This is a genomic window from Variovorax sp. GW458-11-26-14-LB1 (assembly GCF_059423965.1).
The window spans coordinates 1-26,147 of record NZ_JBWKYW010000037.1; the positions used below are offsets into that span (position 1 = coordinate 1).

Annotated in this window: 27 protein-coding genes; 17 read left to right on the forward strand and 10 right to left on the reverse strand. The window is 68.5% G+C overall.

Annotation, left to right across the window (positions count from 1 at the left end; translation table 11 throughout):
• Positions 1 to 229 precede the first annotated feature (229 nt).
• Entirely contained in the window at positions 230 to 979 is a 750-nt protein-coding gene (locus AC07YS_RS21885) for a sulfite exporter TauE/SafE family protein (protein ID WP_495268029.1), read from the reverse strand.
• A gap of 50 nt (positions 980 to 1,029) precedes the next feature.
• Positions 1,030 to 2,280, reverse strand: coding sequence for an MFS transporter (locus AC07YS_RS21890; RefSeq protein ID WP_495268028.1), 1,251 nt, complete (start codon positions 2,278 to 2,280; stop codon positions 1,030 to 1,032).
• 89 nt (positions 2,281 to 2,369) lie between these two features.
• On the opposite strand from AC07YS_RS21890, the gene AC07YS_RS21895 reads away from it, so the two are divergent.
• The 7 genes from AC07YS_RS21895 (at position 2,370) to AC07YS_RS21925 (ending at position 8,926) form a co-directional block, all read left to right on the forward strand.
• Positions 2,370 to 3,263, forward strand: coding sequence for an AraC family transcriptional regulator (locus tag AC07YS_RS21895; protein ID WP_235926665.1), 894 nt, complete (start codon positions 2,370 to 2,372; stop codon positions 3,261 to 3,263).
• A 65-nt stretch (positions 3,264 to 3,328) separates the two neighbouring features.
• On the forward strand, positions 3,329 to 4,015 hold the full coding sequence (locus AC07YS_RS21900; protein ID WP_095950754.1) for a phosphatase PAP2 family protein: 687 nt from the start codon (positions 3,329 to 3,331) through the stop codon (positions 4,013 to 4,015).
• A gap of 168 nt (positions 4,016 to 4,183) precedes the next feature.
• The gene (locus AC07YS_RS21905) at positions 4,184 to 4,426 is read left to right on the forward strand and encodes an acyl carrier protein (protein ID WP_062472943.1); all 243 of its coding nucleotides are present in this window, start codon (positions 4,184 to 4,186) and stop codon (positions 4,424 to 4,426) included.
• Positions 4,423 to 5,640, forward strand: coding sequence for a beta-ketoacyl-[acyl-carrier-protein] synthase family protein (locus tag AC07YS_RS21910; RefSeq protein WP_495268027.1), 1,218 nt, complete (start codon positions 4,423 to 4,425; stop codon positions 5,638 to 5,640). The genes AC07YS_RS21905 and AC07YS_RS21910 overlap by 4 nt, the downstream gene beginning before the upstream one ends.
• A 122-nt stretch (positions 5,641 to 5,762) precedes the next feature.
• Positions 5,763 to 6,218 carry a DUF2501 domain-containing protein gene (locus AC07YS_RS21915; RefSeq protein ID WP_159272495.1) on the forward strand — a complete coding sequence of 152 codons (456 nt, stop codon included), beginning with the start codon at positions 5,763 to 5,765 and terminating at the stop codon, positions 6,216 to 6,218.
• Between the two features lie 61 nt (positions 6,219 to 6,279).
• Positions 6,280 to 8,010: a SulP family inorganic anion transporter gene (locus AC07YS_RS21920; protein WP_062473056.1), complete on the forward strand. Its 1,731-nt coding sequence runs from the start codon at positions 6,280 to 6,282 to the stop codon at positions 8,008 to 8,010.
• A 31-nt stretch (positions 8,011 to 8,041) separates the two neighbouring features.
• Positions 8,042 to 8,926, forward strand: coding sequence for a LysR family transcriptional regulator (locus tag AC07YS_RS21925; protein ID WP_095744724.1), 885 nt, complete (start codon positions 8,042 to 8,044; stop codon positions 8,924 to 8,926).
• A 2-nt stretch (positions 8,927 to 8,928) separates the two neighbouring features.
• Here the strand turns inward: AC07YS_RS21925 and AC07YS_RS21930 are convergent, their stop codons facing one another.
• Positions 8,929 to 9,342, reverse strand: coding sequence for a GFA family protein (locus tag AC07YS_RS21930; protein ID WP_139706799.1), 414 nt, complete (start codon positions 9,340 to 9,342; stop codon positions 8,929 to 8,931).
• A 133-nt stretch (positions 9,343 to 9,475) separates the two neighbouring features.
• Between AC07YS_RS21930 and AC07YS_RS21935 the strand changes: the two genes are divergently transcribed.
• Positions 9,476 to 9,982, forward strand: a complete 507-nt coding sequence (locus AC07YS_RS21935) for a GNAT family N-acetyltransferase (protein ID WP_495268026.1) — start codon at positions 9,476 to 9,478, stop codon at positions 9,980 to 9,982.
• On the opposite strand, the gene AC07YS_RS21940 is transcribed toward AC07YS_RS21935, so the two are convergent.
• Positions 9,966 to 10,547: a DUF3299 domain-containing protein gene (locus AC07YS_RS21940; protein WP_159272505.1), complete on the reverse strand. Its 582-nt coding sequence runs from the start codon at positions 10,545 to 10,547 to the stop codon at positions 9,966 to 9,968. The genes AC07YS_RS21935 and AC07YS_RS21940 overlap by 17 nt on opposite strands.
• Positions 10,548 to 10,683: 136 nt before the next feature.
• Here AC07YS_RS21940 and AC07YS_RS21945 point away from each other — a divergent pair, with 136 nt between their 5' ends.
• A complete protein-coding gene (locus AC07YS_RS21945) occupies positions 10,684 to 11,211 on the forward strand; it encodes a DUF2306 domain-containing protein (protein ID WP_492743423.1) in 528 nt (175 codons plus the stop codon).
• On the opposite strand, the gene arfB is transcribed toward AC07YS_RS21945, so the two are convergent.
• From arfB to AC07YS_RS21965, 4 genes are read right to left on the reverse strand one after another with little or no spacing between them, the layout of a single operon-like run.
• Entirely contained in the window at positions 11,180 to 11,587 is a 408-nt protein-coding gene (gene arfB / locus AC07YS_RS21950) for an alternative ribosome rescue aminoacyl-tRNA hydrolase ArfB (protein WP_159272509.1), read from the reverse strand. The two genes, AC07YS_RS21945 and arfB, sit on opposite strands and share 32 nt — an antisense overlap.
• A 16-nt stretch (positions 11,588 to 11,603) precedes the next feature.
• Entirely contained in the window at positions 11,604 to 12,788 is a 1,185-nt protein-coding gene (locus AC07YS_RS21955; RefSeq protein ID WP_159272511.1) for an acetyl-CoA C-acyltransferase family protein, read from the reverse strand.
• Positions 12,789 to 12,831: 43 nt separating this feature from the next.
• Positions 12,832 to 13,623, reverse strand: coding sequence for an enoyl-CoA hydratase/isomerase family protein (locus AC07YS_RS21960; RefSeq protein WP_495268025.1), 792 nt, complete (start codon positions 13,621 to 13,623; stop codon positions 12,832 to 12,834).
• Entirely contained in the window at positions 13,620 to 14,276 is a 657-nt protein-coding gene (locus tag AC07YS_RS21965) for a TetR/AcrR family transcriptional regulator (RefSeq protein WP_235926668.1), read from the reverse strand. Before AC07YS_RS21965 ends, AC07YS_RS21960 begins: the two co-directional genes overlap by 4 nt.
• Positions 14,277 to 14,444: 168 nt before the next feature.
• On the opposite strand from AC07YS_RS21965, the gene AC07YS_RS21970 reads away from it, so the two are divergent.
• From AC07YS_RS21970 to AC07YS_RS21995, 6 genes are read left to right on the forward strand one after another with little or no spacing between them, the layout of a single operon-like run.
• On the forward strand, positions 14,445 to 15,284 hold the full coding sequence (locus tag AC07YS_RS21970) for an ABC transporter ATP-binding protein (protein ID WP_495268024.1): 840 nt from the start codon (positions 14,445 to 14,447) through the stop codon (positions 15,282 to 15,284).
• Positions 15,284 to 16,162: a branched-chain amino acid ABC transporter permease gene (locus AC07YS_RS21975; protein WP_495268023.1), complete on the forward strand. Its 879-nt coding sequence runs from the start codon at positions 15,284 to 15,286 to the stop codon at positions 16,160 to 16,162. Before AC07YS_RS21970 ends, AC07YS_RS21975 begins: the two co-directional genes overlap by 1 nt.
• A 2-nt stretch (positions 16,163 to 16,164) precedes the next feature.
• On the forward strand, positions 16,165 to 17,202 hold the full coding sequence (locus AC07YS_RS21980; protein ID WP_495268022.1) for a branched-chain amino acid ABC transporter permease: 1,038 nt from the start codon (positions 16,165 to 16,167) through the stop codon (positions 17,200 to 17,202).
• 23 nt (positions 17,203 to 17,225) lie between these two features.
• On the forward strand, positions 17,226 to 18,410 hold the full coding sequence (locus tag AC07YS_RS21985; RefSeq protein ID WP_495268021.1) for an ABC transporter substrate-binding protein: 1,185 nt from the start codon (positions 17,226 to 17,228) through the stop codon (positions 18,408 to 18,410).
• A gap of 12 nt (positions 18,411 to 18,422) precedes the next feature.
• A complete protein-coding gene (locus AC07YS_RS21990; RefSeq protein WP_139706119.1) occupies positions 18,423 to 19,256 on the forward strand; it encodes an ABC transporter ATP-binding protein in 834 nt (277 codons plus the stop codon).
• Between the two features lie 11 nt (positions 19,257 to 19,267).
• Complete coding sequence (locus tag AC07YS_RS21995; RefSeq protein WP_495268050.1) at positions 19,268 to 21,085, forward strand: AMP-dependent synthetase/ligase; 1,818 nt, start codon at positions 19,268 to 19,270, stop codon at positions 21,083 to 21,085.
• 16 nt (positions 21,086 to 21,101) lie between these two features.
• Here AC07YS_RS21995 and AC07YS_RS22000 read toward each other — a convergent pair whose 3' ends face one another.
• Together AC07YS_RS22000 and clpB are read right to left on the reverse strand one after the other, a co-directional pair.
• A complete protein-coding gene (locus tag AC07YS_RS22000; protein WP_223301262.1) occupies positions 21,102 to 21,431 on the reverse strand; it encodes a hypothetical protein in 330 nt (109 codons plus the stop codon).
• Positions 21,432 to 21,440: 9 nt separating this feature from the next.
• Positions 21,441 to 24,062, reverse strand: a complete 2,622-nt coding sequence (gene clpB, locus AC07YS_RS22005; RefSeq protein ID WP_159272522.1) for an ATP-dependent chaperone ClpB — start codon at positions 24,060 to 24,062, stop codon at positions 21,441 to 21,443.
• 156 nt (positions 24,063 to 24,218) lie between these two features.
• Between clpB and AC07YS_RS22010 the strand changes: the two genes are divergently transcribed.
• Positions 24,219 to 25,199 carry a Bug family tripartite tricarboxylate transporter substrate binding protein gene (locus tag AC07YS_RS22010; RefSeq protein ID WP_495268020.1) on the forward strand — a complete coding sequence of 327 codons (981 nt, stop codon included), beginning with the start codon at positions 24,219 to 24,221 and terminating at the stop codon, positions 25,197 to 25,199.
• A gap of 105 nt (positions 25,200 to 25,304) precedes the next feature.
• Positions 25,305 to 26,141, forward strand: coding sequence for an acid phosphatase (locus tag AC07YS_RS22015; protein WP_495268019.1), 837 nt, complete (start codon positions 25,305 to 25,307; stop codon positions 26,139 to 26,141).
• Positions 26,142 to 26,147: the final 6 nt, after the last annotated feature.

Here is a 26,147-nt window from a genome sequence, read left to right on the forward strand (position 1 = left end):
CCGAGGAGCGCAGCGTTTCGCGGATCAGGGCTCGCAGCTGTTTGAGCGAAGCGAGTTCTGCGAGACCCCGCGAAACGTGAGCACCGCAGGTTGCCCCGTAGCGAAGCGAAGGGGTCGCAGACAGTGGGGTCGCCTTTTCTTTGCTTACTTTCTTTTGGCGAAGCAAAAGAAAGTAAGTCCGCCGCCGGGCGGAACTCCCGGCCTCGGAAAGCAAACCCACGCGCCAAGTTCAACGAGCCAGCAAGGCAGGCAAAGCCGAAGCCAACATAGCAACCCCAGACAACGTCAACAAGCTCAACACGATCTTGCGAAACGCCCCTTCACTGATCCCGATATACAACCGAGCCCCCAACAACACCGGCACCGCAACAGCCGCAGCGACCAACACCAGCAACGGCAAAACCGACCGCCCAATGCTCCCGCTCGCCACGTGCACAGCAAATGCCACAGCCAGCATCGAGAGGTTGAAGTTCTGGATCACAGCGCGCTGCGTGTCACGCTGGAAACCGCGCAGCGTGCACCACAACGTAGGCACGACACCCGAGAAGCCCCCGATGCCCGCCATCACACCGCCAATGGCACCCGCCACGCCGTCCGCCGCGCGACCGCCAAAAGTGATCTTCGGCAAGTGCTGCGACATCAGCATGGCCGGGCACCACAGCACCAGCAGCGTACCCAGGCATACCTTGAACAGCACGATGTCCAGGTGCGGCAGCAGCCAGACACCGAAGGGCACGCCGACCAGTCCGCCAAGCACGAAGGGCCAGAGGATGCGTTTATCGAAAGTCCGCCGCACCGTGAGCGCTGCAATCACCTGCCCCGTGAGGGCGCCGAACAGCGCGAGCACGGCGGCCAGCTGCGGCTCCAACGTCCAGGCCCACACAGACATCGCGACCATGCCGAAGGCAAAGCCCGACAGGCCCTGCACGAACCCCGCCAGCACAGCGCCGACGATCACATAGACATACAAGGCTTGCATGCGGCCGATGATAGGGGCCGCATGCAGGAGCTCTCACGCCCGGAGGATATCTATGCCGATGCAGGCACCAGCGCCGTGCGCCGCACGCGCCGCACATTGAAGGCGCTGGCGATCAGCACGCCCTGCACCAGCGCCAGCCCGACGATCACGCTCGTGTACTGGCCGGCGTCCATAAGGCGACCGAACACCAGCGGCGCCACGGCCTGGCCGATGTCCAGGCCCGCATACACCACGCCGTAGACGCGCCCGGTCGCATTGGGCGGCGTCGACTTCTTCACCAGCAGGTCGCGCGACGGCCCGGCGATGCCCGAGACGAAACCCATCGCGCCGAACAGCACCGGCACCATCACGGGCGGGAACTGCGCAAAGGCCAGCACCAACGCCAGCGCCGCCGCCACGCCGAAGCCCGCGCCCACGATGCGCTCGCAGCGCGAGGGGTCGGAGGCCAGGAAGCCGCCCACCACCATGCCGGCCGCACTCGCCACCATGTAGACCGTGAGGCACACCGCCACCAACGCCACGGGCACCGCGTGCAGATGGCCAGCCGCCACGGGCGCGAAGGTCTGCACCACGCTGATCACGGCGGCGTAGAAAAAGAAGAAGCCGAAGCACATCCACACGGCCGGGATGCGCAGGAAGTCGAACTCGCCGCCCACCGGCGCGGGCTCGCCGTGCCCCGTGGCCTTGTGCACGGCCGCAGCATCGAGCGCCAGCACGCTGCGGTAGATCCACAGGATCAGCAACACCACGATCGCCACCACGCCGGCCGAGGCCAGCGCCACGCGCCACGAGAACGCAATGGCGATCGGCACCACGAAGGCCGGCGCCAGCGCCCAGCCCAGGCTGCCGGTGATGCCGTGCACGCTGTAGGCATGGCCCAGGCGCGTGGGCGCGACCTTGCGGTTGAACAGCGTGTAGTCGACCGGGTGGAACACGCCGTTGCCGATGCCGCCGACCACGGCGCAGGCCAGCAGCATCCAGTAGCTCTGCGCCATGGCATAGCCGAAGGCCGCGAGCCCCAGCGCGCCCAGCCCGACGAACAGCACCGGGCGCGGGCCCAGCTTGTCGACGATGAAGCCCGAAGCCGCCTGCACGATGCACGAGACCACGAAGAACACCGTGAGCACCGCGCCCAGCTCGGTGTAGCTCACGTTGAACGCGTCCTTCAGCCACGGGAACAGCGGCGCCAGGATGAGCTGGCTGAAATGGCTCACCGCATGCGCCAGGCCGACCAGCCCGATCAGTTGGGCGTCGGTGCGCAAAGTGGTGGCGGGAACGGCTGTCGAGGAAGTGGATGACATGGATTGCTACAAAAAACCGGTGCGGGCACCGATGCTATGCGGCACCGACGCGGCAGAATGGCGATACAGCGACAACATTTGTCGAAACCATGCCAAGCGCCGTTCCCCCTCACGCTCCGCCCGCTCCCGAGCCAGCCACTCCCGCCAAGGCGCGCGGCACGCCCACCGCGCCGACCAACAGCGTGGGCCCGCTCACGCCGCACCTGTACGCCCCCGACGCGGTGCGTCCGCTGCGCGCCAAGGAACACTTTCTGAGCGCCGACACGCTGGTCGAACTGCACGAGCACCCGTGGCCGCAGCTCACGTTCTCGACGCGCGGCGTGATCCGTTTGAGCACACAGGATGGCAGCTACATCGTGCCGCCGTCGCGCGCGCTGTGGGTGCCGGCCAACATGCCGCACAGCATCACGCTGATCGAAGACGCCGAGCTGCGCACCGTCTACCTGCACGCCTGGATCGCGCCCACCTGGGAGAAGTGCGAGGTGCTCGAGATCAGCCCGCTGCTGCGCGCCCTGATGCTCGCGCTCGACACCACGCCCGATGGCCTGCCCCCGGCCGACCCGCACGCGCCGCAGCGCGAACGCATGATCGCGCCGCTCCTGGTCGACGAGGTCGAGCGCGCCACGCAGATCCGCATCGACGTGCCGCTGCCCTCCGACAAGCGCCTGCGCCAGCTGTGCGAGACGCTGCTGCGCAACCCGGCCGACCGCGCCACGCTGGCCGAGCGCGCCGCCGCCATCGGCGCCAGCGAGCGCACGGTGGCGCGGCTGTTCCGCGACCAGCTCGGCATGAGCTGGCAGCAATGGCGCCAGCAGGCCGTGATGGCGCACGCGCTGCCGCTGCTGGCGCGCGGCATGGCCGTGAGCCAGGTGGCGTCGGCCAGCGGCTACGCCACCGACAGCGCCTTCTGCGCCATGTTCAAGGCGGCCACCGGGCGCTCGCCCACCTCGTTCCAGCACCGCAAGCGACCGGCCACCCTTTGATGCCGCAGGGCATGGACCGGGCACGCCACGGTGCTCTGGCAAGATCGGCGACCGACACCGACACCATGCACTCACCGATCCCCCTGCACATCGCGGCCGAGGCCAGGCCTGCAACGTGGACCGCCGACATCTGGCTGCGCATCCGCCGCCATTTCCTGCTGAAGGCGGTCGGCACCACGGCCTTCACCTGGCTGTTCTTCATCGGCTACTTCCACCTGCTGCGCAACCCGGCCTTCCCGGTCACGGTGATGCCGCTGACGCCGCTGGACCACCTGATTCCGTTCCAGCCCTACACGCTCGGCGCCTACCTGTCGCTGTGGGTGTACGTGGGCTTCGCGCCGGGGCTGCAGCTCACGTTTCGCGAGCTGGTGGTCTACGGGCTGTGGATCGGCGCGCTGTGCCTGAGCGGCCTGGGCCTCTTCTACTTCTGGCCGACGCAGATCCCGCCGCTGGACATCGACGTCTCGGGCTACCCCGGCTTCGCGATGCTGCAGGGCGTGGACGCGGCGGGCAACGCCTGCCCCTCGATGCACGTGGCGGTCGCCATCTTCACCGCCGTGCGCCTGGCCGACGTGCTGCGCGCGGCGCGCACGCCGTGGCTGTTGCAGGCGATCAACTGGGCCTGGTTTGCCGCCATTGCCTATTCCACGCTGGCGGTCAAGCAGCATGTGGTGCTCGACGCGGTGGCCGGCGCGCTGCTCGGGCTGGCCTTCGCGCTGCCCTCGTTGCGCTGGCGCCCCGGCCCCCGTTGATCCTGGGCCGCCCCGAGGATTTCCCTAAGGTCGAAGCGGATATCATCAATCACCATTGATCACATTCAACACAGGCCGAACGAGGAAGGGATCGACCCCGTGGCCCGCCACCCGCAAGGGACAGGCAGCCCATCGATCAACGGCGGCACAAGACGACAGGCATCGCAGATGAGTTCGCTGAAGGAATTGCAGGACCTGATCCACGAGAAGTACGGCATCGAACCGTCCAAACTCGATCCGCACGCCTCGATGCGTGAAACCGGCGGACTCGATTCGCTGGCCCTGGCCGAATTCCTGTTCGCCATCGAAGACCATTTCGGCATCACCATGCCCGACGACGACGCGAGCATCGACACCTTGGCCGAGCTCGCGCAGCTGGTCGACAAGGTCCGGGCCGCCAAGACAGCGTGAGCACGCACGAAGTCGCCGTCACCGGGCTGGGCGTCATGGCGCCGCATGGCGACGCACCCGACGCGCTGTTCGACGCGCTGCTGCAGGGCCGCTCGGCCATCGCCCCGGTCTTTCCCGAACTCCCCAAACCCGCCGCCGCCGCCACGGTCGCCTTCGACGAAACGCGCTGGTTCACCAAGCTGCAGCTCGCGGGCGTCGACCGCGTGAGCCAGCTGGCCGTGGCCGCCGCCGACCTCGCCCTGCGCGATGCGGGGCTGACCCTGAGCGATGCCGGCATCGATGCCGAGCGCGTCGGCGTCTACGCCGGCTGCGGCATGGGCGGCGCCGCCGCGCTCGAAGCCGCCTACCGCGGCAACGGACGCGTCTCGCCGCTCACCATTCCCGCCTTCATGCCCAACGCGCCGGCCGCCCACGTGGCGATGCGCAACGGCGTGCTGGGCCCGGTGCTCACGTACTCGGTCGCCTGCGCCTCGTCGTCGGTGGCCATCGCCGAGGCCGCCAAGGCGGTGCAGCGCGGCGAGGTCGACATCGCCATCGCGGGCGGCAGCGAAGCGCTGATCGTCCCGGGCGTGGTGCTGGCCTGGCAGGCCATGCAGACGCTGGCTGGGTTCCAGCCCGGCGAAGCGGCCGGCGCGGTGCGCCCCTTTGCCACCGACCGCAGCGGCTTCGCACTGGGCGAAGGCTCGGCCTTCCTCATTCTCGAATCGGCCGAACGCGCCCGCGCGCGCGGCGCCCGCCGCTACGCCACGCTGGCCGGCTGGGGCCTGAGCAGCGACGCCACCCACCTCACCAAGCCCGACGCACCGGGCCAGGCCCGCGCCCTGCGCGCCGCACTGCGCCAGGCCGGCCTGCAGCCGCGCGACGTGGGCTACTGCAACGCCCACGGCACGGCCACGCGCATCGGCGACGTGGTCGAGCGCAACGCGCTGGCCGAGGTCTGGGGCGCCGACTTCGACGCCCTGCGCGTCAGCTCGACCAAGGCGCTGCACGGCCACATGCTGGGCGCGGCCGGGGCCATCGAGGCGCTGATCACCGTGCTGGCGCTGCACCGGCGCGAGCTGCCACCCAACGCGAACTGCGCCGAGGTCGACCCCGACTGCCGGATGAACCTCGTCGCCCCCGGCGACAGCGCCGCCCCCTCGCTCGAGGCCGCCATCAGCAACTCCTTCGCCTTCGGCGGCACGAACTCGGTGCTGCTGTTCCGCCGGGGCTGAACTGCGTGCTCTTGCGGGCCGTGCGCACCCTGCGGCGCTGTGCCCCGCGCGATAGAGACATTCCGGGCTCTCCGGTATGCTGGTGGGCGCTTCTCCCCCCATGTCCGTCCAAGGAGGCCACCATGCACGTTCGCTCCACATTCGTCGCCCTTGCCCTGCTCGCCGCAGGTGCCTCGGTGCAGGCCAACAACCTGCTCGACCAGCTGAAAGAACAGGCCGGCGCGGCGGTCAACTCGCAAGGCAGCGGCAACAGCGGCGCAGGCGGCTCCGCGCTCAGCAACCTCAGCCTCGGCGGCTTCAAGATGCCCGCCATCGGCTCCAGCACCATCGGCAGCGCGGCCGGCGTGCTCGAGTACTGCGTCAAGAACAACTACCTCGGCGGCGATGCCGCCTCCGTCAAGGACAAGCTGCTGGCCAAGATCACCGGCCAGAAGAAACAGGAAAACGACTTCGCGAGCGGCGCCAAGGGCCTGCTCAAGGGCGGCGACGGCAAGTCGCTCAACCTCAAGGGGCTGTCGTCGAAGGTCAAGGAAAAGGCCTGCGACTATGTCCTCAAAAACGCGACCTCACTGATCTAGGCTCTTTCTCTCTCTCCCGCTCTCCGCGCGCGGCGTGCCCGCCGTGCGCGCGCCCCGCTTCATGAATCCGGCTTCCCCTTCCTCTTCCCCCGCTCCGTCTCTTCGCCAGCGCCTCGCACGCTGGGTTCCCTGCCTCGGCTGGCCCCGCCCGTCCGCCGCGCTGCTGCGCAACGAGGCCATGGCCGGCATCACCGTCGCGCTGATGGTGCTGCCGCAGGGCGTGGCCTATGCGGCGCTGGCCGGCATGCCGCTGGTCACGGGCGTGTACGCGGCGCTGTTCCCGGCGCTCATCGCCGTGATGTTCAGCTCGTCGCAGCGGCTGTCGGTGGGGCCGACCGCGCTCACCAGCCTGCTGGTGGGCGCGTCGCTCGCGCCGCTGGCGGTGGCGGGCAGCGACGAATGGGTGGCGATGGCGGTGTGGCTCACGCTGATGTCGGGTGCGATCCAGATCGTGCTCGGCGCGGGGCGCTTCGGCTGGCTGCTGCGACTGGTCAATTCGCCGGTGCTGATCGGCTTCACGCAGGGCGCGGCGGTGCTGATCGCGATCTCGCAACTGCCCGCGCTGCTGGGCTTCACGGGCCGCACCATCCCGCAGGTGCTGCAGGGCGGACCGCTGCCCGACCTCACGGCCATCGCCTTCGGCCTGGGCAGCATCGCCGTGCTGTGGCTGGGCAAGCGCTGGGTGCCGCGCTTCCCGACCACGATGGCGCTGGTGGCCGGCGCGGCCGCCATCAGCTGGAGCATCAACTACGCGCTGCGCGGCGGCGCCGTGGTGGGTGCCCTGCCCTCGGGCCTGCCCTCGTTCTACTGGCCCGGGCTGCTGCCGGCGCACACCTTCAGCGCGCTGGTGCTGCCCGCGCTGATGATCACGCTGGTGAGTTTTCTCGAAACCGCGTCGAGCGCCAAGGTCGACAACGGCCGCGCCGGCACGCTGTGGAACGAAAACCAGGACCTGATCGGCCAGGGCCTGGCCAAGCTGGCCTCGGGCTTCACGGGGTCGTTCCCCACCAGCTCGTCGTTCTCGCGCTCGGCCATCACGCTCTACGCGGGCGCGCAGACCGGCTGGGCGACGCTGTTCAGCGTGGCGGTGGTGGCCGGTGCGCTGCTGTGGTTGATGCCGCTGCTGTACCACGTGCCGCAGGCGGTGCTGGCGGCGGTGGTGGTCACGGCCATCCTCGGGCTGGTGAAGCCGTCGAGCTTCACGGCGCTGTGGCGCATCTCGAAGTTGGAGGCCGGCATCGCCTTCGGCACTTTCGTGCTCACCATCGCCACCGCGCCGAGCATCTACTGGGGCGTGCTGGGCGGCCTGCTCGCCAGCCTGGCGCACTACATGTACCGCCACCTGCACCCGCGCATCATCGAAGTGGGCCTGCACCCCGACGGCAGCCTGCGCGACCGCCACCTCTGGAAGCTGCCGCCGCTCGCGCCGCAGCTGTATGCGGTGCGCATGGACGCCGAACTCGACTTCGCCTCCGCCTCCACGCTGGAGCGCGCGCTCACGGTCGCACTGGCCGAGCGCCCCGACCTGACCGACGTGTGCCTGTTCGCGCAGCCCATCAACCGCATCGACATCACCGGCGCCGAAGTGTTCGGCTCGATCCGCCGGATGATGGAATCCAAGGGCGTGCGCCTGCACCTGAGCGGCATGAAGCTGCCGGCCATGCAGGTGCTGGAACGCGCCGGCCTGCTCGCACCGGGGCCGATGCTCTTCAGCTACCGCACCGACGCCGAGGCGCTGGCCGCGCTGATGCCGCGCATCGACATGCCCGAAGAAGCCGAAGCCGCGGCCTGACCGCGCGCGCCTCTTCCCCCACACGGGCGCCATGAAAACCACCATCGAAGAACTGGTCGCCTTCCGCGCCGTGGTGGACACCGGCTCGATCACCGCCGCGGCCGACCAACTGGGCCAGACCGTGTCGGGCATCAGCCGCGCGCTGAGCCGGCTCGAGCAGAAGCTCGGCACCACGCTGATGCGCCGCACCACGCGGCGGCTCGAACTCACCGAGGAAGGCGCCGCCTTCCTGCAGCGCACGCGCGCCATCCTCGACGCGATCGACGACGCCGAGGAGCACATGGCCGCGCGCCGCCAGCAGCCGGCCGGCCGGCTGCGCGTGAACGCGGCCTCGCCTTTCATGCTGCATGCCATCGTACCGCTGGTGCCGGAGTTCCGCCGGCTCTATCCGCAGATCAGCCTGGAGCTCGACACCGACGACCTGCCCATCGACCTGCTGGAGCGGCGCACCGACGTGGCGATCCGCATCGGCCCGCTGCGCGATTCCACGCTGCACGCGCGCCCGCTCGGCACGCACCGGCTGCGCGTGCTCGCAAGCCCCGCCTACCTCGACGCCCATGGCAAGCCGCGCAAGGTCGACGAACTGGCCGGCCACGCGCTGCTGGGCTTCACCCAGCCCGAGTCGCTCAACCGTTGGCCGCTGCGCGGCGTGCATGGCGACGAATGGACCATCGCGCCCACCGTGGTCGCGTCGAGCGGCGAGACGCTGCGCCAACTGGCGCTGGCCGGCGTGGGCATCGTCTGCCTGTCGGACTTCATGACCGCCGCCGACCGCGCCAGCGGCGCGCTGGTGCAGGTGCTGCCCAAGGACACGGTCGACGTGCGCCAGCCGGTCAATGCGGTGTACTACCGCAACACGCAGCTGTCGGCGCGCATCACTTCGTTCCTCGATTTCCTGTCGCAGCGCATGGGCTGAGCTCAGCCCGGCGGCATCCGCTCGAACTTCGGCAGCGCCGGGTCGAGAAAGTCCCAGGCGTGCCCGCGCACCGCGTACGTGACCGCCTGCGGCCGGTAGCGCCCGGGGTCGTCCAGGCTGGCGGCATGCACGGTGAAGACGCCGGGCATCGCCGCGAAGGTCATGTACACGGGCGAGCCGCAGGTCGGGCAGAACGCGCGCGTCTTCATGTTGCCGCTGTCGCCCTTGAGGCTCCACAGCGTGGCCGCGCCGGTCTGCTTCACCTCGGCGCCTGCGAAGCTGAGGTACGAGCCGTGGCCCGTGCCGCTCTTGCGCTGGCAGTCCAGGCACTGGCAGTCGTTCTGGAACACGGGTTCCCCTGAAATCTCGTAGCGGATGGCGCCGCATGCGCAACCGCCGGTGTAGGCCGGGTTCATGGTTCTTGTCCTTTTCGAAGTGGTGCAGGGCAATCTAGCCGCGCGAGGGCTGGAGCGGGGAGTAACAAGATCGTCGTGAATCCGGAGCGGGCCAGAATCCGGCAGTCACGCAGCCCCATCCGAAGGAAATGCCATGCACGTCGATCTGGTGTCCGAAGCCCAACACGATTCGCTCATCGAGCTGCTGACCGAACTGCACGCCTTCTACAACGAAGGCGCGCGCGTGCCGCGCGAGCTGGTGCGCGAACACCTGCTGGGCAATCTCCTGGCGCCCGGCTCGCCGCACCAGCTCGTGGTGGCATCGACAGACGCGCGCACCGTGGTCGGGCTGGCCGCGATCACCTGGGTCTTCTCGCTGGTCGACTTCGCACCGGAACAACGCAGGCACTGCCAGCTCAAGGAGCTCTATGTGAAGTCGGGCCACCGCAGCGGCGGGGCGGGCCGCGCCCTCATGGCATGGGTGGCCGCGCACGCCGTCGCGCAGGGGTGCCACCGCATCGACTGGCCCGTGAAAGCGACGAATGCGCGGGGCATCGCGTTCTATGAAGGGCTCGGCGCGTTCCAGGTGGCCGAGCGGCTGAGCTACCGGCTGCTGCAGCCGGCCCTGGGCGAACTGGCGGCCTTCACGGCCCCTGCGTGACCGCCACCCGCTCGACCGCCGCCGACGCGATCTCGTAGCCGCTCACGCCCATGTCGGCCGATGCGTAGCGCGCCGCCTTGAGCGTGCCGCTCACGCGCACCGTGTCCATCGCGTGCAGCCCCTTCACGGGCGCAGGCGCGATCACGTGGACGATCTGGTTGGCGGGCGGCGGCGGGGTGTGGATGCAGGCGCCGAAGTACGGCACCAGCAAAAACTCGCGGATGCCGTCTTGCGTGGCATCGAGCGGCACCACGAAGCCCGAGAGCGTGGCGGGCTTGCCGTCGAGCGCGACGTTGACCGGCGCGTTGTCCCAGACGGCCCGCATCTCGTCGAGCATCTGGATCGCGCGCGGGTCGTTGTCGCGCAGCGCCTCGAGGCTGATGTTGCGGTAGCGCTGGGTCGGGTCCCACTCCTTGGGCACCAGCGCGTCCCAGGCCATCTCCTGCGCGGCCGGCGCGCTGGCCGCGCCCTGCCCCTGGGCCGCGTCCGGGCTGCAGGCGGACAGCAGGCTGCCCGCGACAGCCATCAGCAGCACCATTCCCGTGCGACGAACAAAAACACTCATGGCCCCGATTGTGCTTGCCGAAGGTGACACAGCGCTCGGGGCGGGCCGGAAGACCTGCCCTGAAACGAATGGGCACACATGGCAAAAAGGCGAGCGCCGCGCCAGAATGCCGCACCACGACCACGAGGAGATCCGCATGGCACCCACAGGATGGCTTGGATTGACGTCACTCGGCACGGTTCACACCGCGATCAGCCTGATCGCCGTGTTCGCAGGCATCTGGGCCCTCCTGCGCTACAAGGAAATCACCCTGCGCACCGGCCTGGGCCAGGTCTTCGTCTGGACCACGGTGCTGACCTGCCTCACGGGCTTCGGCATCTTCCAGCACGGCGGCTTCGGCAAGCCGCATGCGCTGGGCATCATCACTTTGGTGGCGCTGGCCGTCGGGGCACTGGCGGGATACGGACGGCTCGGGGCCAAGTCGCGCTACATCGAGGCCGTCGCCTATTCGGCGAGCTTTCTCTTCCACTGGATTCCGGCGTTCACCGAAACGCTGACGCGGTTTCCGCTGGGCGCGCCGCTGCTGCCCAACGCCGAGGCGCCCGAACTGAAGGCGATCACCGCGGTGCTCGGCGCGCTGTACGTGGTCGGCGTGACGCTGCAGATCAAGCGGCTGCGCGGCGACAAGCCCGTCAGTCCTGCACCCGCCCGCGCAGGCTCTTGATCTGCGAGCGCTGGCTCTTGCCTTCGAGCCGGCGCTGCTTCGAACCGTAGGTGGGCTTGGTGGCGCGCCGCACGCGCGGCGGCGTGGCCACGCTGTCGATCACCGCCTGCAGCCGCGCGAGCGCGTCGGCGCGGTTCATCTCCTGCATGCGGTGCTGCTGTGCCTTGAGCACGAACACGCCCTCCTGCGTGATGCGGCTGTCGCGCAGGGCGAGCAGCCGTTCCTTCACGTCCGCGGGCAGCGAGCTGGCATGGATGTCGTAGCGCAGGTGCACCGCGCTCGACACCTTGTTGACGTTCTGCCCACCCGCCCCCTGCGCACGGATGGCGCTGATCTCGACTTCGTCGGGGTCGATCAGGAGCGGGGGGCGGAGCATGCCCGCGAGTGTGCCTTCAAACGCGTTCAAACACGGCGGCAATGCCTTGCCCGCCGCCGATGCACATCGTCACCAGCGCGTAGCGGCCGCCCGTGCGGTGCAGCTCGGCGATCGCCTTCGTCGTGATGATCGCGCCGGTCGCGCCCACCGGGTGGCCCAGCGAAATGCCCGAGCCGTTCGGGTTCACCTTGGCGGGGTCGAAGCCCAGCTCCTTGATGACCGCGCAAGCCTGCGCGGCAAACGCTTCGTTCGACTCGATCACGTCGAAGTCGCCGACCTTCAGGCCCGTGCGCTCCAGCACCTTGCGCGTGGCCGGCACGGGGCCGATGCCCATGTACGCGGGTTCGACGCCCGCATGCGCGTAGCCGACAAGGCGAGCCAGCGGCTTCAGGCCCAGCGCCTTCACGCGGCCACCTTCGGCCAGCACCACGGCGGCGGCGCCGTCGTTGATGCCCGAGGCATTGCCGGCGGTCACGAGGCCGTCCTTCTTGAAGGCGGGCTTCATCTTCGACAGCGTGTCGACGGTGGTGTCGGCGCGCACGTGCTCGTCGGTGTCGAACAGCACGACGCCCTTGCGCGTCTTCACCTCGACCGGAACGATCTGATCCTTGAAGCGGCCCGCGGCAATGGCGGCGGCGGCGCGCTGCTGGCTGGTCACGGCCAGTTCGTCCATCTGCTCGCGCGTGATGCCGTAGCGCGCGGCCACGTTCTCGGCCGTGATGCCCATGTGGATCTTCTCCCACGGGTCGTGCAGGATGCCCAGCATGTAGTCGACCAGCACCGCGTCGCCCATGCGTGCGCCGTAGCGGGCCGAGGTGTCGAAGTACGGGCCGCGGCTCATCGATTCGGAGCCGCCGCCGATGGCGATGTCGCAGTCGCCCAGCGCAATGGCCTGCGCCGCCGACACGATGGCCTGCAGGCCCGAGCCGCACAGGCGGTTCACGTTGAAGGCCGGCGTCTCGATCGGGCAGCCCGCGTCGATGGCGGCCACGCGGCTCAGGTAGGCATCCTTCACGTCGGTGGGGATCACGTTGCCCATGACCACATGGCCGATGGCGTCGGCGGCCACGCCGCTGCGCTCGATGGCGGCCTTGACGGCGGTGGTGGCCAGCTGGGTGTTGGGCACGTCTTTCAGTGCGCCGCCGAAGGTACCGATGGCGGTGCGGGCGGTGCCGACCACGAAGATGTCGCGTTGGGTCATGGGATGGATCTCCTGGATTGAAAAAACGAAAACAGCGAATTCTTCAGCGGCCCGTGAAGGCCGCGGGCTTCTTGCCGAAAAAGGCATCGAGGCCGATGCGGAAATCGGCGGTGGCCGCGCACGACTGGAACGCGGCCGACTCGGCATCGAGCTGGCTCGCGAGGTCGCGGTCGAGCGAGCCGCGCATCAGCCGGCGCAGGTGGCCCAGCGCCACGGTCGGGCCCTTGGCCAGCCGCTGCGCGAGGGCCATGGCTTCGGACTCGAGGTCGGCGGCAGGCACCACGCGGTTGATGAGGCCCAGGCGTTCGGCGGCGGCGGTGTCGTAGGTGTCGCCGAGCATCGCGATCTCCAGCGCGCGGCGCATGCCGACCAGGCGCGGCAGCGCCCACGAGGCGCCGACGTCGCAGCTGGTGCCGACATTCACGTAGGCCAGGTTGAAACGCGTGCCCTCGGCCGCGAGCACGAAGTCGGCCTGCAGCATCAGGCTCAGGCCTGCGCCGGCCGCCACGCCGTGCACCTGCGCGATCAGCGGCGCGTCCATGGCGTCGAGCACGGTCAGGGCCTCGTGCAGCGGGCCGATGAGGTCGGCCGCGCCCTGCTTCGGGTCGGCGCTCAGCACGCCGAGGTCGCCGCCGGCCATGAAGCCCTTGCCCGCGCCGCTCAGCAGCACGGCGCGCACGCTCTTGTCGGCAGCCAGGGTGCGTGCGGCGGCGAGGAAGGCGGTGGCCATCGGCACGTCGATGGCGTTGAGCGCGGCCGGCCGGTTGAAGCGCAGCGTGGCCACCGCGCCTTCGCGGCCCACCAGCAGGGGCGAAGAAGAAGTCTCTGAAGTCATGGGTTCGCTTTCGTCGGGGCGCGCTGCAGCACGCCGTTGAGCAGCAGCTCGATGCCCTGGTCGGCGATCTGGTCGGGCGTGAGGTCGCCGTCGGGGCGGTACCAGCGGCCGATCCAGCTCAGCGCGCCGGCCAGCATGAAGGCCGCCATCTTCGGGTCACAGGGCGCCAGCGCGCCTTCGGCCACGCCCTCTTCGATGAGGCGGCGGAAATGCCCGTCGATGCCGGCCTTGAGGCGGCGCAGTTCCTTCTTGAGCGGATCGGGCAGCGGGTCTTCGCCGATGCGGATCACGCACATGCCGAAGTCCTGCGTGACCACGCCCGAGTAGATGCGCATGCAGGCCTTGAGCTGGTCGATGGCGCTGCCGCCCGCGGCGCGCACCTCGCCGATGCCGGTCTGCATGAGATCGAGCGCCATCTTCACGCACTCGAGCAGGATCTGGTCCTTGTTCTCGATGTAGTAGTACAGCGTGGGCTTGCTCACGTTGAGCCGCTCGGCAATGTCATCGAGCGAGGTCGCGTGGAAGCCGCGCTCGTTGAAGAGCTGGGCGGCCGTGCGCAACACGGCCATGCGCTTGACCTCGCGCTGCTGCGCACGGCGGTCGGCAGGCGCCCACGGGGAGGCTGAAGCAGGAACGGCGGTGGAACGGGGCATGGGGTTTGTGCGGGCGGGGAAAGTCCCGATGCCGCGAACTGCGGCGAACACGGACATTACCGGCCAGTAGGAATTTTACGGGCCAGTAGCATTTCGCTGCTGGACACAAACCCTGACCTTGCGGCGCGCCCCTTAGCCATGCCTGACGAGACTCGACGGGATACCTCCATGTCCGCACCTTCCGCCACGGCCCCGGTGCTGCAGGCCGAGGCGTTGACGCTGGCATTCGGCGGCGTGAAGGCGCTCACCAACGTCGGCTTCAGCGTGGCGCCCGGCTCCATCACCGCGGTGATCGGGCCCAACGGCGCGGGCAAGACCTCGCTGTTCAACACCATCTCGGGCTTCTACAAGCCCTCGCAGGGTCGCGTGCTGTTCGAGGGCGCCAACATCACCCGCCTGCCCGCCCCGAAGCGCGCCGCGCTCGGGCTGGCGCGCAGCTTCCAGAACATCGCGCTGTTCCGCGGCATGACCGTGCTCGACAACATCAAGCTCGGCCGCCATACCCACCTGAAGAGCAATGTGTTCGACGCCCTCTTCTACCTGGGCCGCGCGCGCCGCGAAGAGGCCGAGCTGCGCCGCGACGTCGAAGAACGCATCATCGATTTCCTCGAGATCGACCACATCCGCCACGCCTCGGTGGCCGCCCTGCCCTACGGCCTGCAAAAGCGCGTGGAAATGGCGCGTGCGCTGGCCATGCAGCCCAAGGTGCTGATGCTCGACGAACCCGTGGCCGGCATGAACCGCGAAGAAACCGAAGACATGGCGCGCTTCATCCTCGATGTGCGGCGCGAGTGGGGCATCACGGTGCTGATGGTGGAGCACGACATGGGCATGGTGATGGACCTGTCGGACCACGTGGTGGTGCTCAACTTCGGCCAGGTGATTGCGCAAGGCACGCCGGCGCAGGTGCAGGCCGACCCGGAAGTGATCCGCGCCTACCTCGGTGCAGGCGACGTGGGCGAGCTGCGTCGCCGGCTGCGCGGCGAAGCTGCCGTGGGAGCCGCCTGATGGATTGGGCCTACCTCTTCGAGATCGCGCTCACCGGCATCGCCGGCGGCGGCCTGTACGCGCTGGCGGCGCTGGCCTTCGTGCTGGTCTACAAGGCGACGCGCGTGGTCAACATCGCCATCGGCGAGATGCTGATGGTCGGCGCCTACCTGTTCTTCACCTTCGCCGCGAGCTTCTCGCTGCCGATCTGGATGGCGGTGCTGGGCTCGGTGATCGGCACCGGCCTGCTGGGCGCGGTGATCGAGCGCACCATGATCCGCCCGCTGCTGGGCGAGCCGCCGATCTCGGTGTTCATGGTGACGGTGGGGCTGGCGTCGATCCTCGTCGGGCTGGTCGAGATCATCTGGACCGCCGACCAGCGCCGCCTGCCCGAGTTCCTGCCCAACACGCCCGTGATGATCGGCGAGGCCTTCCTGGCGCCCAAGATCGCCTACGGCGCGCTGATCGCCGTGGCGCTGATCGGGCTGGTGCTGCTGCTGTTTCGCTTCTGGCGCGGCGGCGTCGCGCTGCGGGCCACGGCCTCGGACCAGGCCGCCGCGTACTCGATGGGCATCCACGTGCCGCGCGTGTTCTCGCTGGCCTGGGTGGCCTCGGCCATGATCGCGGCGGTGGCCGGCATCATCGTCGGCGCCATCGGCGGTATCTCGTCGTCGATGGGCGTGTTCGGGCTGTCGGTGCTGGTGGTGGTGATCGTCGGCGGGCTCGACAGCGTGCTCGGCGCGCTCGTCGGCGGCGTGCTCATCGGCCTCATCGAAGCGCTGGCCGGCTCTTACCTGGGCGGCGAATACAAGCTGCTCGCCACCTTCATCGTGCTGGTGTTCGTGCTGATGGTGCGGCCGTACGGGCTCTTCGGCACGCACGAGATCGAGAGGCTCTAGCCATGCGCATCGGCACCCTCAAGCAGACGTACATCGCCGACGCGGCGCTGTTCGATTCGCGCACGCAGAAGGTGTGGCTCGCGATCGGCGCGGCGCTGCTCGTGCTGTTCCCCTTCATGGCCAGCGACTACTGGCTGTACCTCGCGTGCCTCGTCGCCATCAACGTCGCGAGCGCCACGGGCCTGAACATCCTCACGGGCTACACGGGCCTCGTGAGCCTCGGGCAGGCTGCGTTCATGGGGCTGGGCGCCTACACCGTCGCGATCATGCAGACGCGGCTGGGCACGCCCTTCCTGCTGAACATCCTTGCGGGCGGCGTGGTCGCGATGCTCGGCGGGCTGGTCGTCGGCATCCCGTCGCTGCGCGTGAAGGGCCTGTACCTGGCCATCGCGACCATCGCCGCGTCGTTCATCACCCACTTCCTGTTCGCCAACCTCAAGCTCACGGGCGGCACCACGGGCATCTCGCTGCCGCCCGCGCAGCTCTTCGGCCTGCCGCTGGACACGTCGTTCCGCCTGTACTGGGTGATCGTTCCGGTGATGGTGCTCATGGTGCTCGGCGCGGCCAACCTGTTTCGCACGCGTGTGGGGCGCGCCTTCATCGCCATCCGCGACCGCGACATCTCGGCCGAGGTGCTGGGCATTCCGCTCTTGCGCTACAAGCTGCTGTCGTTCGGGCTGTCGTCGTTCTACGCCGGCGTGGCAGGCGGGCTGTGGGCCTACTTCTTTCGCGTGGTCACGCCCGAGAGCTTTCCGCTGCTGATGTCGATCTTCTTCCTGGCCGCCATCATCGTCGGCGGCATGGGCACCATCCTGGGCGGCATCTTCGGTGCCGTGTTCATGACCATGGTGCCCGAGCTGCTCAAGCTGGTGGTCGACCTGCTGCCGGGCGGCGTCGAGATGACCGTGTTCCTCTCGCCGGTGCGCACCGTCGTCTTCGGCCTGCTGATCGTCGGATTTCTGGTGTTCGAGCCGCACGGGCTCGCAGAAGTGTGGCGGCGCATACGCCGCTTTTTCCATCTATGGCCGTTCCGCAACTGAGCCCATTCCAACAGGAGACAAGCATGCCCAAGACACCGAAGAAGCTTCCCCCCCACCGCCGTGCCCTGCTGATCGCCGCGGGTCTCGCGGCCGCCGTGCCGTTCGCGAATGCGCAAGGCAATGAAGACATCGTCATCGGCGGCTCGATTCCCATGACCGGCGTGTTCGCCTTCGCGGGCGTGGGCATCAACGCCGGCATTGCCGACTACGTGAAGATGGTCAACGACGCGGGCGGCATCAAGGGCCGCAAGCTGCGCTACGTGCCGGAAGACACGGGCTACAAGGTCGACGTGTCGGTGGCGGCCTTCAAGAAGATCACGAGCCAGAACAGGGTCAACCTCTACTACGGCGACTCCACCGGTTTCTCCAAGACCATCAACCCCGAGCTGGACCGCGGCGGCCAGATTTTGATGGCGGGCGCCTCGTTCGCGACCGAGCTGAACGACCCGGCCAAGTACCCGAACCAGTTCCTGGTCGGCCCCGACTACACCGAGCAGATCGGCATCCTGCTGCGCCACATCGCCAAGGAAAAGCCGGGCGCGAAGGTGGCCTTCGTGTACTCCGACTCCGAGTTCGGCCGCGACCCCATCGAGGCCAGCGAAGCCGCTGCCAAGAAGCTGGGCCTGAGCGTGCCGGTGAAGCTCATGACGCCTGCAGGCAGCGTCGACGTGTCGACCGAGGTCATCAAGCTGCGCCGCGCCGCACCCGACTACACGATCTTCCACGGCTACATCCTGGCGCCCATTCCCGAGTTCGTGCAGCAGGGCAAGCAGATGGGCATGACCAGCAAGTGGATGGGCACCTTCTGGACCATGGACAGCTCCACCGTCATGAAGATGGGCGAAGGCGGCGACGGCTTCATGGGCGTCATGCCCTACCGCTACTACTACGACACCTCGGCCAAGGCGCCGATGCTCGACAAGATCCGCGCGCTGCGCCCCGAGTACCAGAGCACGGCCTACACGCAGGGCTTCCTCACGGCGATGCTGTTCACCGAGGCCGCCAAGCGCACGCTCGACGCCGGCAAGCCGCTGGACGGCAAGAACCTGAAGGCCGCGCTCAACACCATCAAGGACTTCGACACCGGCGGGATCATCGGCACGCCGATCACCATCAAGGGCAATTCGATTCCCGTGGGCCGCGTCTACAAGGCCGACATGAAGGCCCAGAAGATGGTGCCGGCGTCGGACTGGATCGCACTGAACTGATCGATCGACACGATGGACGCGCGCGCGGCACCGCCTGACCTCGTTCTGGAGGTCAACAACATCGAGGTGGTCTACAACAAGGTCGTGCAAGTCTTGCGCGGCCTGTCGCTGGCCGTGCCGCGCGGACAGATCGTGGCGCTGCTGGGCAGCAACGGCGCGGGCAAGTCGACCACGCTGAAGGCGGTGTCGGGCCTGCTCGCGCTGGAAGACGGCGAGGTCGAGGCCGGGCGCATCGTGTTCGACGGCGCACCGACCGAGCGGCTCGCGCCGCAGCAACTGGTGCGGCGCGGCCTGAGCCATGTGATGGAAGGCCGGCGCGTGTTCGAAGACCTCACGGTCGAAGAGAACCTGGTCGCCGCGACCTACGCGCTGACCGGGCGTACGGGCGTCGCGCCCACGTCGCGCAACTTCGACGACGTCTACGCCTACTTCCCTCGCCTGCACGAGCGCCGCAAGGGCCTTGCTGGCTATCTCTCGGGCGGCGAGCAGCAGATGCTCGCCATAGGCCGCGCGCTGGTGGCGCAGCCTCAATTGATCCTGCTCGACGAGCCTTCGCTGGGCCTCTCGCCCAAGCTGGTCGAGGACATCTTCACGATCATCGCGCGCATCAACGCCGAGCGCGGCACCTCGATGCTGCTGGTGGAACAGAACGCCAGCGTGGCACTGGCCATCGCCCACACGGGCTACATCATGGAAAGCGGCAAGGTCGTGATCGACGGCAGCGCCGAGCGCCTCGCGGCCGACCCCGACGTGCGCGAGTTCTACCTGGGCGTGGGCGGCAGCGGCGAATCGCGCAGCTTCCGCGAGCTGAAGCACTACAAGCGCCGCAAGCGCTGGCTGTCATGACGACCCCGACGATGAACGCGCTCCCTTCGCTCACGCTGCCGCAGATGCTGCGCGAGCAGGCACGCCTGCAGCCGCAGCGCATCGCGATCCGCCAGAAGGACTTCGGCATCTGGCATCCGCTGGACTGGGCCGGCTACCTGCAGCGCGCGAGCCGCTTCGGCCTGGGCCTGCACGCGATGGGCCTCGCGCCCGGCGGGCACCTGGGCGTGATCTCGGAGAACCGCGTCGAGTGGCTGCTCGCGCAGATGGGCGCGGGGCTCATCGGCGCCGTGACCGTGGGCGTGTACCCCACCAGCCCGAGCAACGAGGTCGCCTACGTGGTCGGCCACGCGGACATCGAGGTGATCGTCTGCGAAGACCAGGAGCAGACCGACAAGGTGCTCGATGCCCTCGACCAGCTGCCGCGCCTGCGCAAGATCGTCGTGATCGAGACCAAGGGCCTCGCGAGCTACCCGCCCGAGGTGCGCGAGCGCATCGCGACCTTTGCCGAAGTGGAACAGGCCGGCGCCGAGGTGCTGGCACGCGACGGCACCGCGCTCATCGACGCCGCGCTGCAGCGCCAGACGCTGGCCGACATCGGTTTGATGATCTACACCTCGGGCTCCACGGGCAAGCCCAAGGGCGCGATGATTTCGTACCGCAACATCCGTGGCGTCGTGCCCGGCATCGTCGATCGGCTCGGGCTCGACGGCAGCACCACGCACCTGTCGTACCTGCCGCTGTGCCACGTGGCCGAGCAGATGCTCACGGCCTTCGTGCCGCTGTACCTGGGCTCGCAGGTCAACTTCGGCGAATCGATCCGCACCGTGCAGGAAGACCTGCGCGAGGTGGCACCCACCATGTTCCTCGGCGTGCCGCGCATCTGGGAAAAGCTGCACGCGGGCATCAGCATCAAGATGCAGGAAACCGGGCGGCTGCAGCGCGCGCTGTTCCGCAAGGCCATCGAGGCCTGCGCGCCGCTGGCCGAGAAGCCGCGCAGCGCCTGGACGCTGGCCGAGCGCGGCCGCTTCGCCCTCGCCTACTGGACCGTGCTGCGCGCCCTGCAGAACTTCATCGGCCTGCGCCGCGCGCGCATCGCGCTCACGGGCGCGGCGCCGATTCCCGCGGACGTGGTCCGCTTCTTTCGCACGCTGGGCGTGCCGCTGGTCGAAGTGTATGGCCTCACCGAATCGACCGGCATGGTCTCGGGCCACCGCGCCGACGCCGTGACCATCGGCACCGTCGGGCCACCGACGCAGGGCACCGAGCATCGCGTGGGTAAAGCCGGCGAACTGCTGGTGCGCGGCGACATGGTGTTCGAGGGCTACTACAAGAACCCCGAGGCCACGGCCTCATCGATCCGCGACGGCTGGCTGCACACGGGCGACGTGGTGCGCGAGGAGGCCGGCGGGCAGCTGCGCATCGTCGACCGGCTGAAGGACATCATGATCACCGCCGGCGGCAAGAACCTCACGCCGTCCGAGATCGAGAACACCATGAAGGGCAGCCCCTTCATCAAGGAATGCATCGTGGTGGCGGACGGCCGCAAGTTCGTCGGCGCGCTGCTGCAGATCGACTACGAGACGGTCGGCAAATGGGCCGAGGCGCAGCGCCTGCCCTTCACGCATTTCCGCTCGCTGGTGGAAGAACCCAAGGTGCGCGCGCTGATCGAGGCCGAAGTGGCGCGCGGCAATGGGAAGCTGGCGCAGGTGTCGCAGATCAGACGTTTTCATCTGCTCACCAAAGAGTTGGACCATGACGACGGTGAAGTCACCGCCACCATGAAGGTGCGGCGCTCCAGCATCTACAAGGCCTACGCCAACGAGATCGAGGCGCTGTACAGCGCCTGATCGGGAAGAAAAAGGCTCAGTCGCCGCGCACGGGGCGGGCCCGCACGTCGGTCACATCGTCGGCCGGGCCCAGCACGACCGGGCTGCGCACCGATTCGCCGCGCGCACGGGCGCTGACCACGTCGGCCGCCGTGGGTTCGGCCGGCTGTTGTGCCGCATGGCGAAATCGGTCGAAACCCGAGCGCGGGTTGAAACGCATGACCCAGGGCGTCACGGGCTTGCCCGTGAGACGCCCCCAGGCGTAGCGCACACCCCACACCGCCGCCAGCAGCAGGGCCGCCACAGCCAGGCTGGCCGCGAAGACCAGCCCCAGGAGCAGAAGAATGACGCGAAGAATGAAGTTCATCATCCGACTTTAGGCCGATGCAGCCGCCGTTGGTTCCCCGCCCTTGCGGAACGAGAACTGGCCCGGCGACTGGATCGGGTCGGTTTCGACCTCGATCGTGTCCTTCGGCCCGAAGCTGCCGTCCAGCAACAGCTTCGAGAGCGGGTTCTCGATGCGCTGCTGGATCGCGCGCTTGAGCGGACGCGCACCGAACACCGGGTCGAAGCCGACCTTGGCAATTTCGGCCAGCGCCGCAGGCGACACCTGCAGGCCCAGGTCCATCTTCGCCAGGCGCGCCTGCAGCACCTTGAGCTGGATCGCGGCGATCGATTCGATGTTCTTCGCGTCGAGCGCATGGAACACGACGGTCTCGTCGATGCGGTTCAGGAACTCGGGGCGGAAGTAGTTCTTCAGCTCGTCCCACACCGCTTCCTTGATCTCCTCGCTCGGCTGGCCGACCATCGCCTGGATGATCGGCGAGCCGATGTTGCTGGTCATCACGATCACGGTGTTCTTGAAGTCCACGGTGCGGCCCTGGCCGTCCGTGAGGCGACCGTCGTCGAGCACCTGCAGCAGCACGTTGAACACGTCGGGGTGGGCCTTCTCGACCTCGTCGAGCAGCACCACGCTGTAGGGCTTGCGGCGCACGGCTTCCGTGAGGTAGCCGCCCTCTTCATAGCCCACGTAGCCTGGCGGCGCGCCGATGAGGCGGGCGACCGAGTGCTTCTCCATGAACTCGCTCATGTCGATGCGGATCAGGTGGTCTTCGCTGTCGAACAGGAAGCCCGCGAGCGCCTTGCACAGCTCGGTCTTGCCCACGCCCGTGGGGCCGAGGAACAGGAACGAACCCGTGGGGCGGTTCGGGTCGGACAGGCCCGAGCGCGAGCGCCGGATCGCGTTGGCGACCGCACCGATGGCCTCGTCCTGGCCGACCACGCGCTCATGCAGCTTGTCTTCCATGACGAGCAGCTTGTCGCGCTCGCCTTGCATCAGCTTGGCGACCGGGATGCCGGTGGCACGCGCCACGACCTCGGCGATTTCTTCCGAACCGACCTGCGTGCGCAGCAGCGTGGGCGCGCTGGACTTGCCCTTGCTCGCCTCGCTCTCTTCGGCTTCCTTCAGGCGCTTTTCGAGCGCCGGCAGCTGGCCGTATTGCAGCTCGGCGACCTTGTTGAAGTCGCCCTTGCGCTTCCACTCTTCGATCTGGAACTTGATCTTGTCGATGTCTTCGCGCACGTGCGCGCTGCCCTGGGCCTGGGCCTTCTCGGCCTGCCAGATCTCGTCGTAGTCGGCGATCTCTTTTTGCAGCTTGGTGATCTCGTCCTCGATGAGTCCGAAGCGCTTCTGCGAGGCTTCGTCCTTCTCGCGGCGCACGGCTTCGCGCTCGATCTGCAGCTGGATCAAGCGGCGGTCCAGGCGGTCCATGACCTCGGGCTTGGAGTCCATCTCGATCTTGATCTTGGCCGCGGCCTCGTCGATGAGGTCGATGGCCTTGTCGGGCAGGAAGCGGTCGGTGATGTAGCGGTCAGACAGTTCGGCCGCGGCCACGATGGCCGGGTCGGTGATCTGCACGCCGTGGTGCACTTCGTACTTTTCCTGCAAGCCGCGCAGGATCGCGATGGTGGCCTCGACGCTGGGCTCGCCCACGATGATCTTCTGGAAGCGGCGCTCCAGCGCGGCGTCCTTCTCGATGTACTTGCGGTATTCGTCCAGCGTGGTGGCGCCCACGCAGTGCAGCTCGCCGCGCGCGAGCGCGGGCTTGAGCATGTTGCCTGCGTCCATCGCGCCCTCGGCCTTGCCGGCGCCGACCATGGTGTGCAGCTCGTCGATGAAGACGATGGTCTGGCCTTCGTCCTTCGCGAGTTCGTTGAGCACGGTCTTCAGGCGCTCTTCGAACTCGCCGCGGAACTTGGCACCGGCCAGCAGCGCGGCCATGTCGAGCGACAGCACCCGCTTGCCCTTGAGCGACTCGGGCACTTCGCCCGCGACGATGCGCTGGGCCAGGCCTTCGACGATGGCGGTCTTGCCCACGCCGGGTTCGCCGATGAGCACGGGGTTGTTCTTGGTGCGGCGTTGCAGCACCTGGATGGCGCGTCGGATTTCCTCGTCGCGGCCGATGACCGGGTCGAGCTTGCCCAGGCGGGCGCGCTCGGTGAGGTCCAGGCAGTATTTCTTGAGGGCTTCGCGCTGGCCTTCGGCATCGGCGCTGTTCACGCCCTGCCCGCCGCGCACGGCCTCGATGGCGGCCTCGAGCGACTTGCGGCTCAGGCCGTTGTCCTTGGCGATCTTGCCGATGTCGGCCTTGCTGTCGGCCACGGCGAGCAGAAAGAGTTCGCCCGCGATGAACTGGTCATTGCGCTTGATGGCTTCCTTTTCGGTCGCCTGCAGCAGCTTGCCCAGCTCGGGGCCGACCTGCACGATGTCGTGACCCTGCACCTGGGGCAGTTTCTTGATGGCGCCTTCGGCGGCCTGCAGCAGCCCGGGCACGTTGACGCCGGCACGCTCCAGCAGGGCGCGCGGGCCGTCGTCCTGGCGCAGCATCGCGACCAGCAGGTGGGCCGGTTCGATGTAGGCGTTGTCGCTGCCAAGGGCGAGCGACTGGGCGTCGCTCAGTGCTTCCTGAAATTTGGTGGTGAGTTTGTCTTGTCGCATGGTGGTATTCCTGCATCCAAAATAGGGCTGTTCGGGCACGATTCAAGGTTGCGAATCGGATTTGCACCCTGGGCACGGGTATTGCACCGGGCCCCGCACCGTCCTGCCGTAGGCATTTCTCTCTTTCTTCGAATGGAGTCGATCATGGTTTTTTCAATGCAGCGCGTCCAACCGATGCGCCGCGCGTTCAGCGTGGGTCTCTTGGCTGCGGCCATGGGCATGGCCGGCCTGGCGCAGGCCCAGAGCGGCACGCCGGTGCGCCTCCTGGTGGGCTTTCCCGCCGGCGCGGGCACCGACGCCATTGCGCGCACCCTGGGCGAAAAGCTCAAGGACGTGCTGGGCGTGCCCGTGGTGGTCGAGAACCGCGCGGGCGCCGGCGGCCAGATCGCGGCGCAGGCGCTGAAGGCCGCGCCGGCCGACGGCCACACGCTGTTCCTGTCGCATGACCACTCCATCTCGATCCTGCCGCAGGTGGTGAAGAACCCGGGCTTCAATCCCGCGACCGACTTCGTGCCCGTGGCCGGCTTCGCCACCTTCGCCAACGTGCTGGCGGTGTCGGGCGGCACGCCGGCCAAGAGCATCGACGAGTACGTGAAGTGGATCCGCACGCAAAAGGGCGGCAAGGAGACCATCGGCGTGCCGGCGCCGGCGTCGATCCCCGAGTTCCTCGTGAAGATGATCTCGGACAAGTACAAGATCGACGTGCAGCCCGCGCCCTACCGCGGCAGCGCGCCCATGACGGCCGACATGCTGGGCAACCAGATCACGGCGGGCATCGCCTCGGTGCCGGACTTCATCGAGAACCACCGCGCGGGCAAGGTGCGCATCGTGGCGTCCATCGGCGCCAAGCGCCAGGCGCTGCTGCCGAACGTGCCGACCTTCACCGAGCTGGGCTTCGCGAACCTGGAAGACCTGCCCTACTACGGCATCTTCGCGCCCGTGGGCACGCCGCAGCCGATCATCGACAAGTACGGCGACGCGCTGCAGAAGGTGCTGGCCATGCCCGACGTGAAGCAGAAGCTCACCACCATGGGGCTGACGGTCGGCTACGAGCCCCAGGGCCAGTTCGCGGGCCGCGTGCGCAGCTACACGCAGACCTGGGAAAAGATCATCCAGGCGAGCGGCTTCAAGCCCTGACCCGCGCGGCCTGGCAAGGCCGTCACATGAGTGATCTTCGGCCCGGCGGGGCCCCTCTACGATGGGCCCTCGCCTTCCAACAACAAAGCCGGAGACACATCCCTCATGCGATTCACGACCCTCGCCGCCTCGCTGGCGGCCGCGCTGCTGCTTGGCGCCTGCGGCAGCACCGCACCCATTTCTCCTGCCGACGTCGGCGAGCTGCGCCCGGGTTCGGGCTACCTGAAGGGCTACCTGCCCGCCGCCGAGCTGCCCGACAGCCTCGCCCTGCTGCCGGCGCCTCCGGCCGAGGGCTCGGCCGCGCTGGCCGCCGACGGCGCCACCTTCCGCGCGCTCACGGCCCTGCAGGGCACACCGCGCGGCGCACTGGCGGTGCAGGACGCCAACCTCAAGTTCCCGAAGGCCACAGAGGTGTTCTCGTGCGCGCTGGGCATGCCGATCTCCGAGCAAGCCACGCCGAACCTGAACATGCTGCTGCGCCGCACGCTGGCCGATGCCGGCTCGGCCACCTACAAGGCCAAGAACACCTACAACCGCACACGCCCCTTCGTCGCGTTCAAGACCGGCAGCTGCACGCCCGCCGAAGAAGCCTCGCTGGCCAAGGACGGCTCCTACCCCTCGGGCCACTCGGCCGTGGGCTGGGCCTGGGCCTTGGTGCTGACGGAACTCGCGCCCGAGCGCGCCGATGCACTGCTGCAGCGCGGCCGGGCCTTCTCGCAGAGCCGCGCGATCTGCGGCGTGCACTGGCAGAGCGACATCGAGAACGGCCGGCTGGTCGGCGCGGCGACGGTGGCCAGGCTGCACACGAACCCGGTGTTCCAGGCGCAGATGGCGGGTGCCCGGTCGGAGATCGCGAAGGCACGCGCGGCGGGTGCCGTGCCCGCTCAGGACTGCAGTGCGGAAGCCAAGGCACTGGCGGCCTCGGCGCTGATCGCGCCCTGAGTCTCG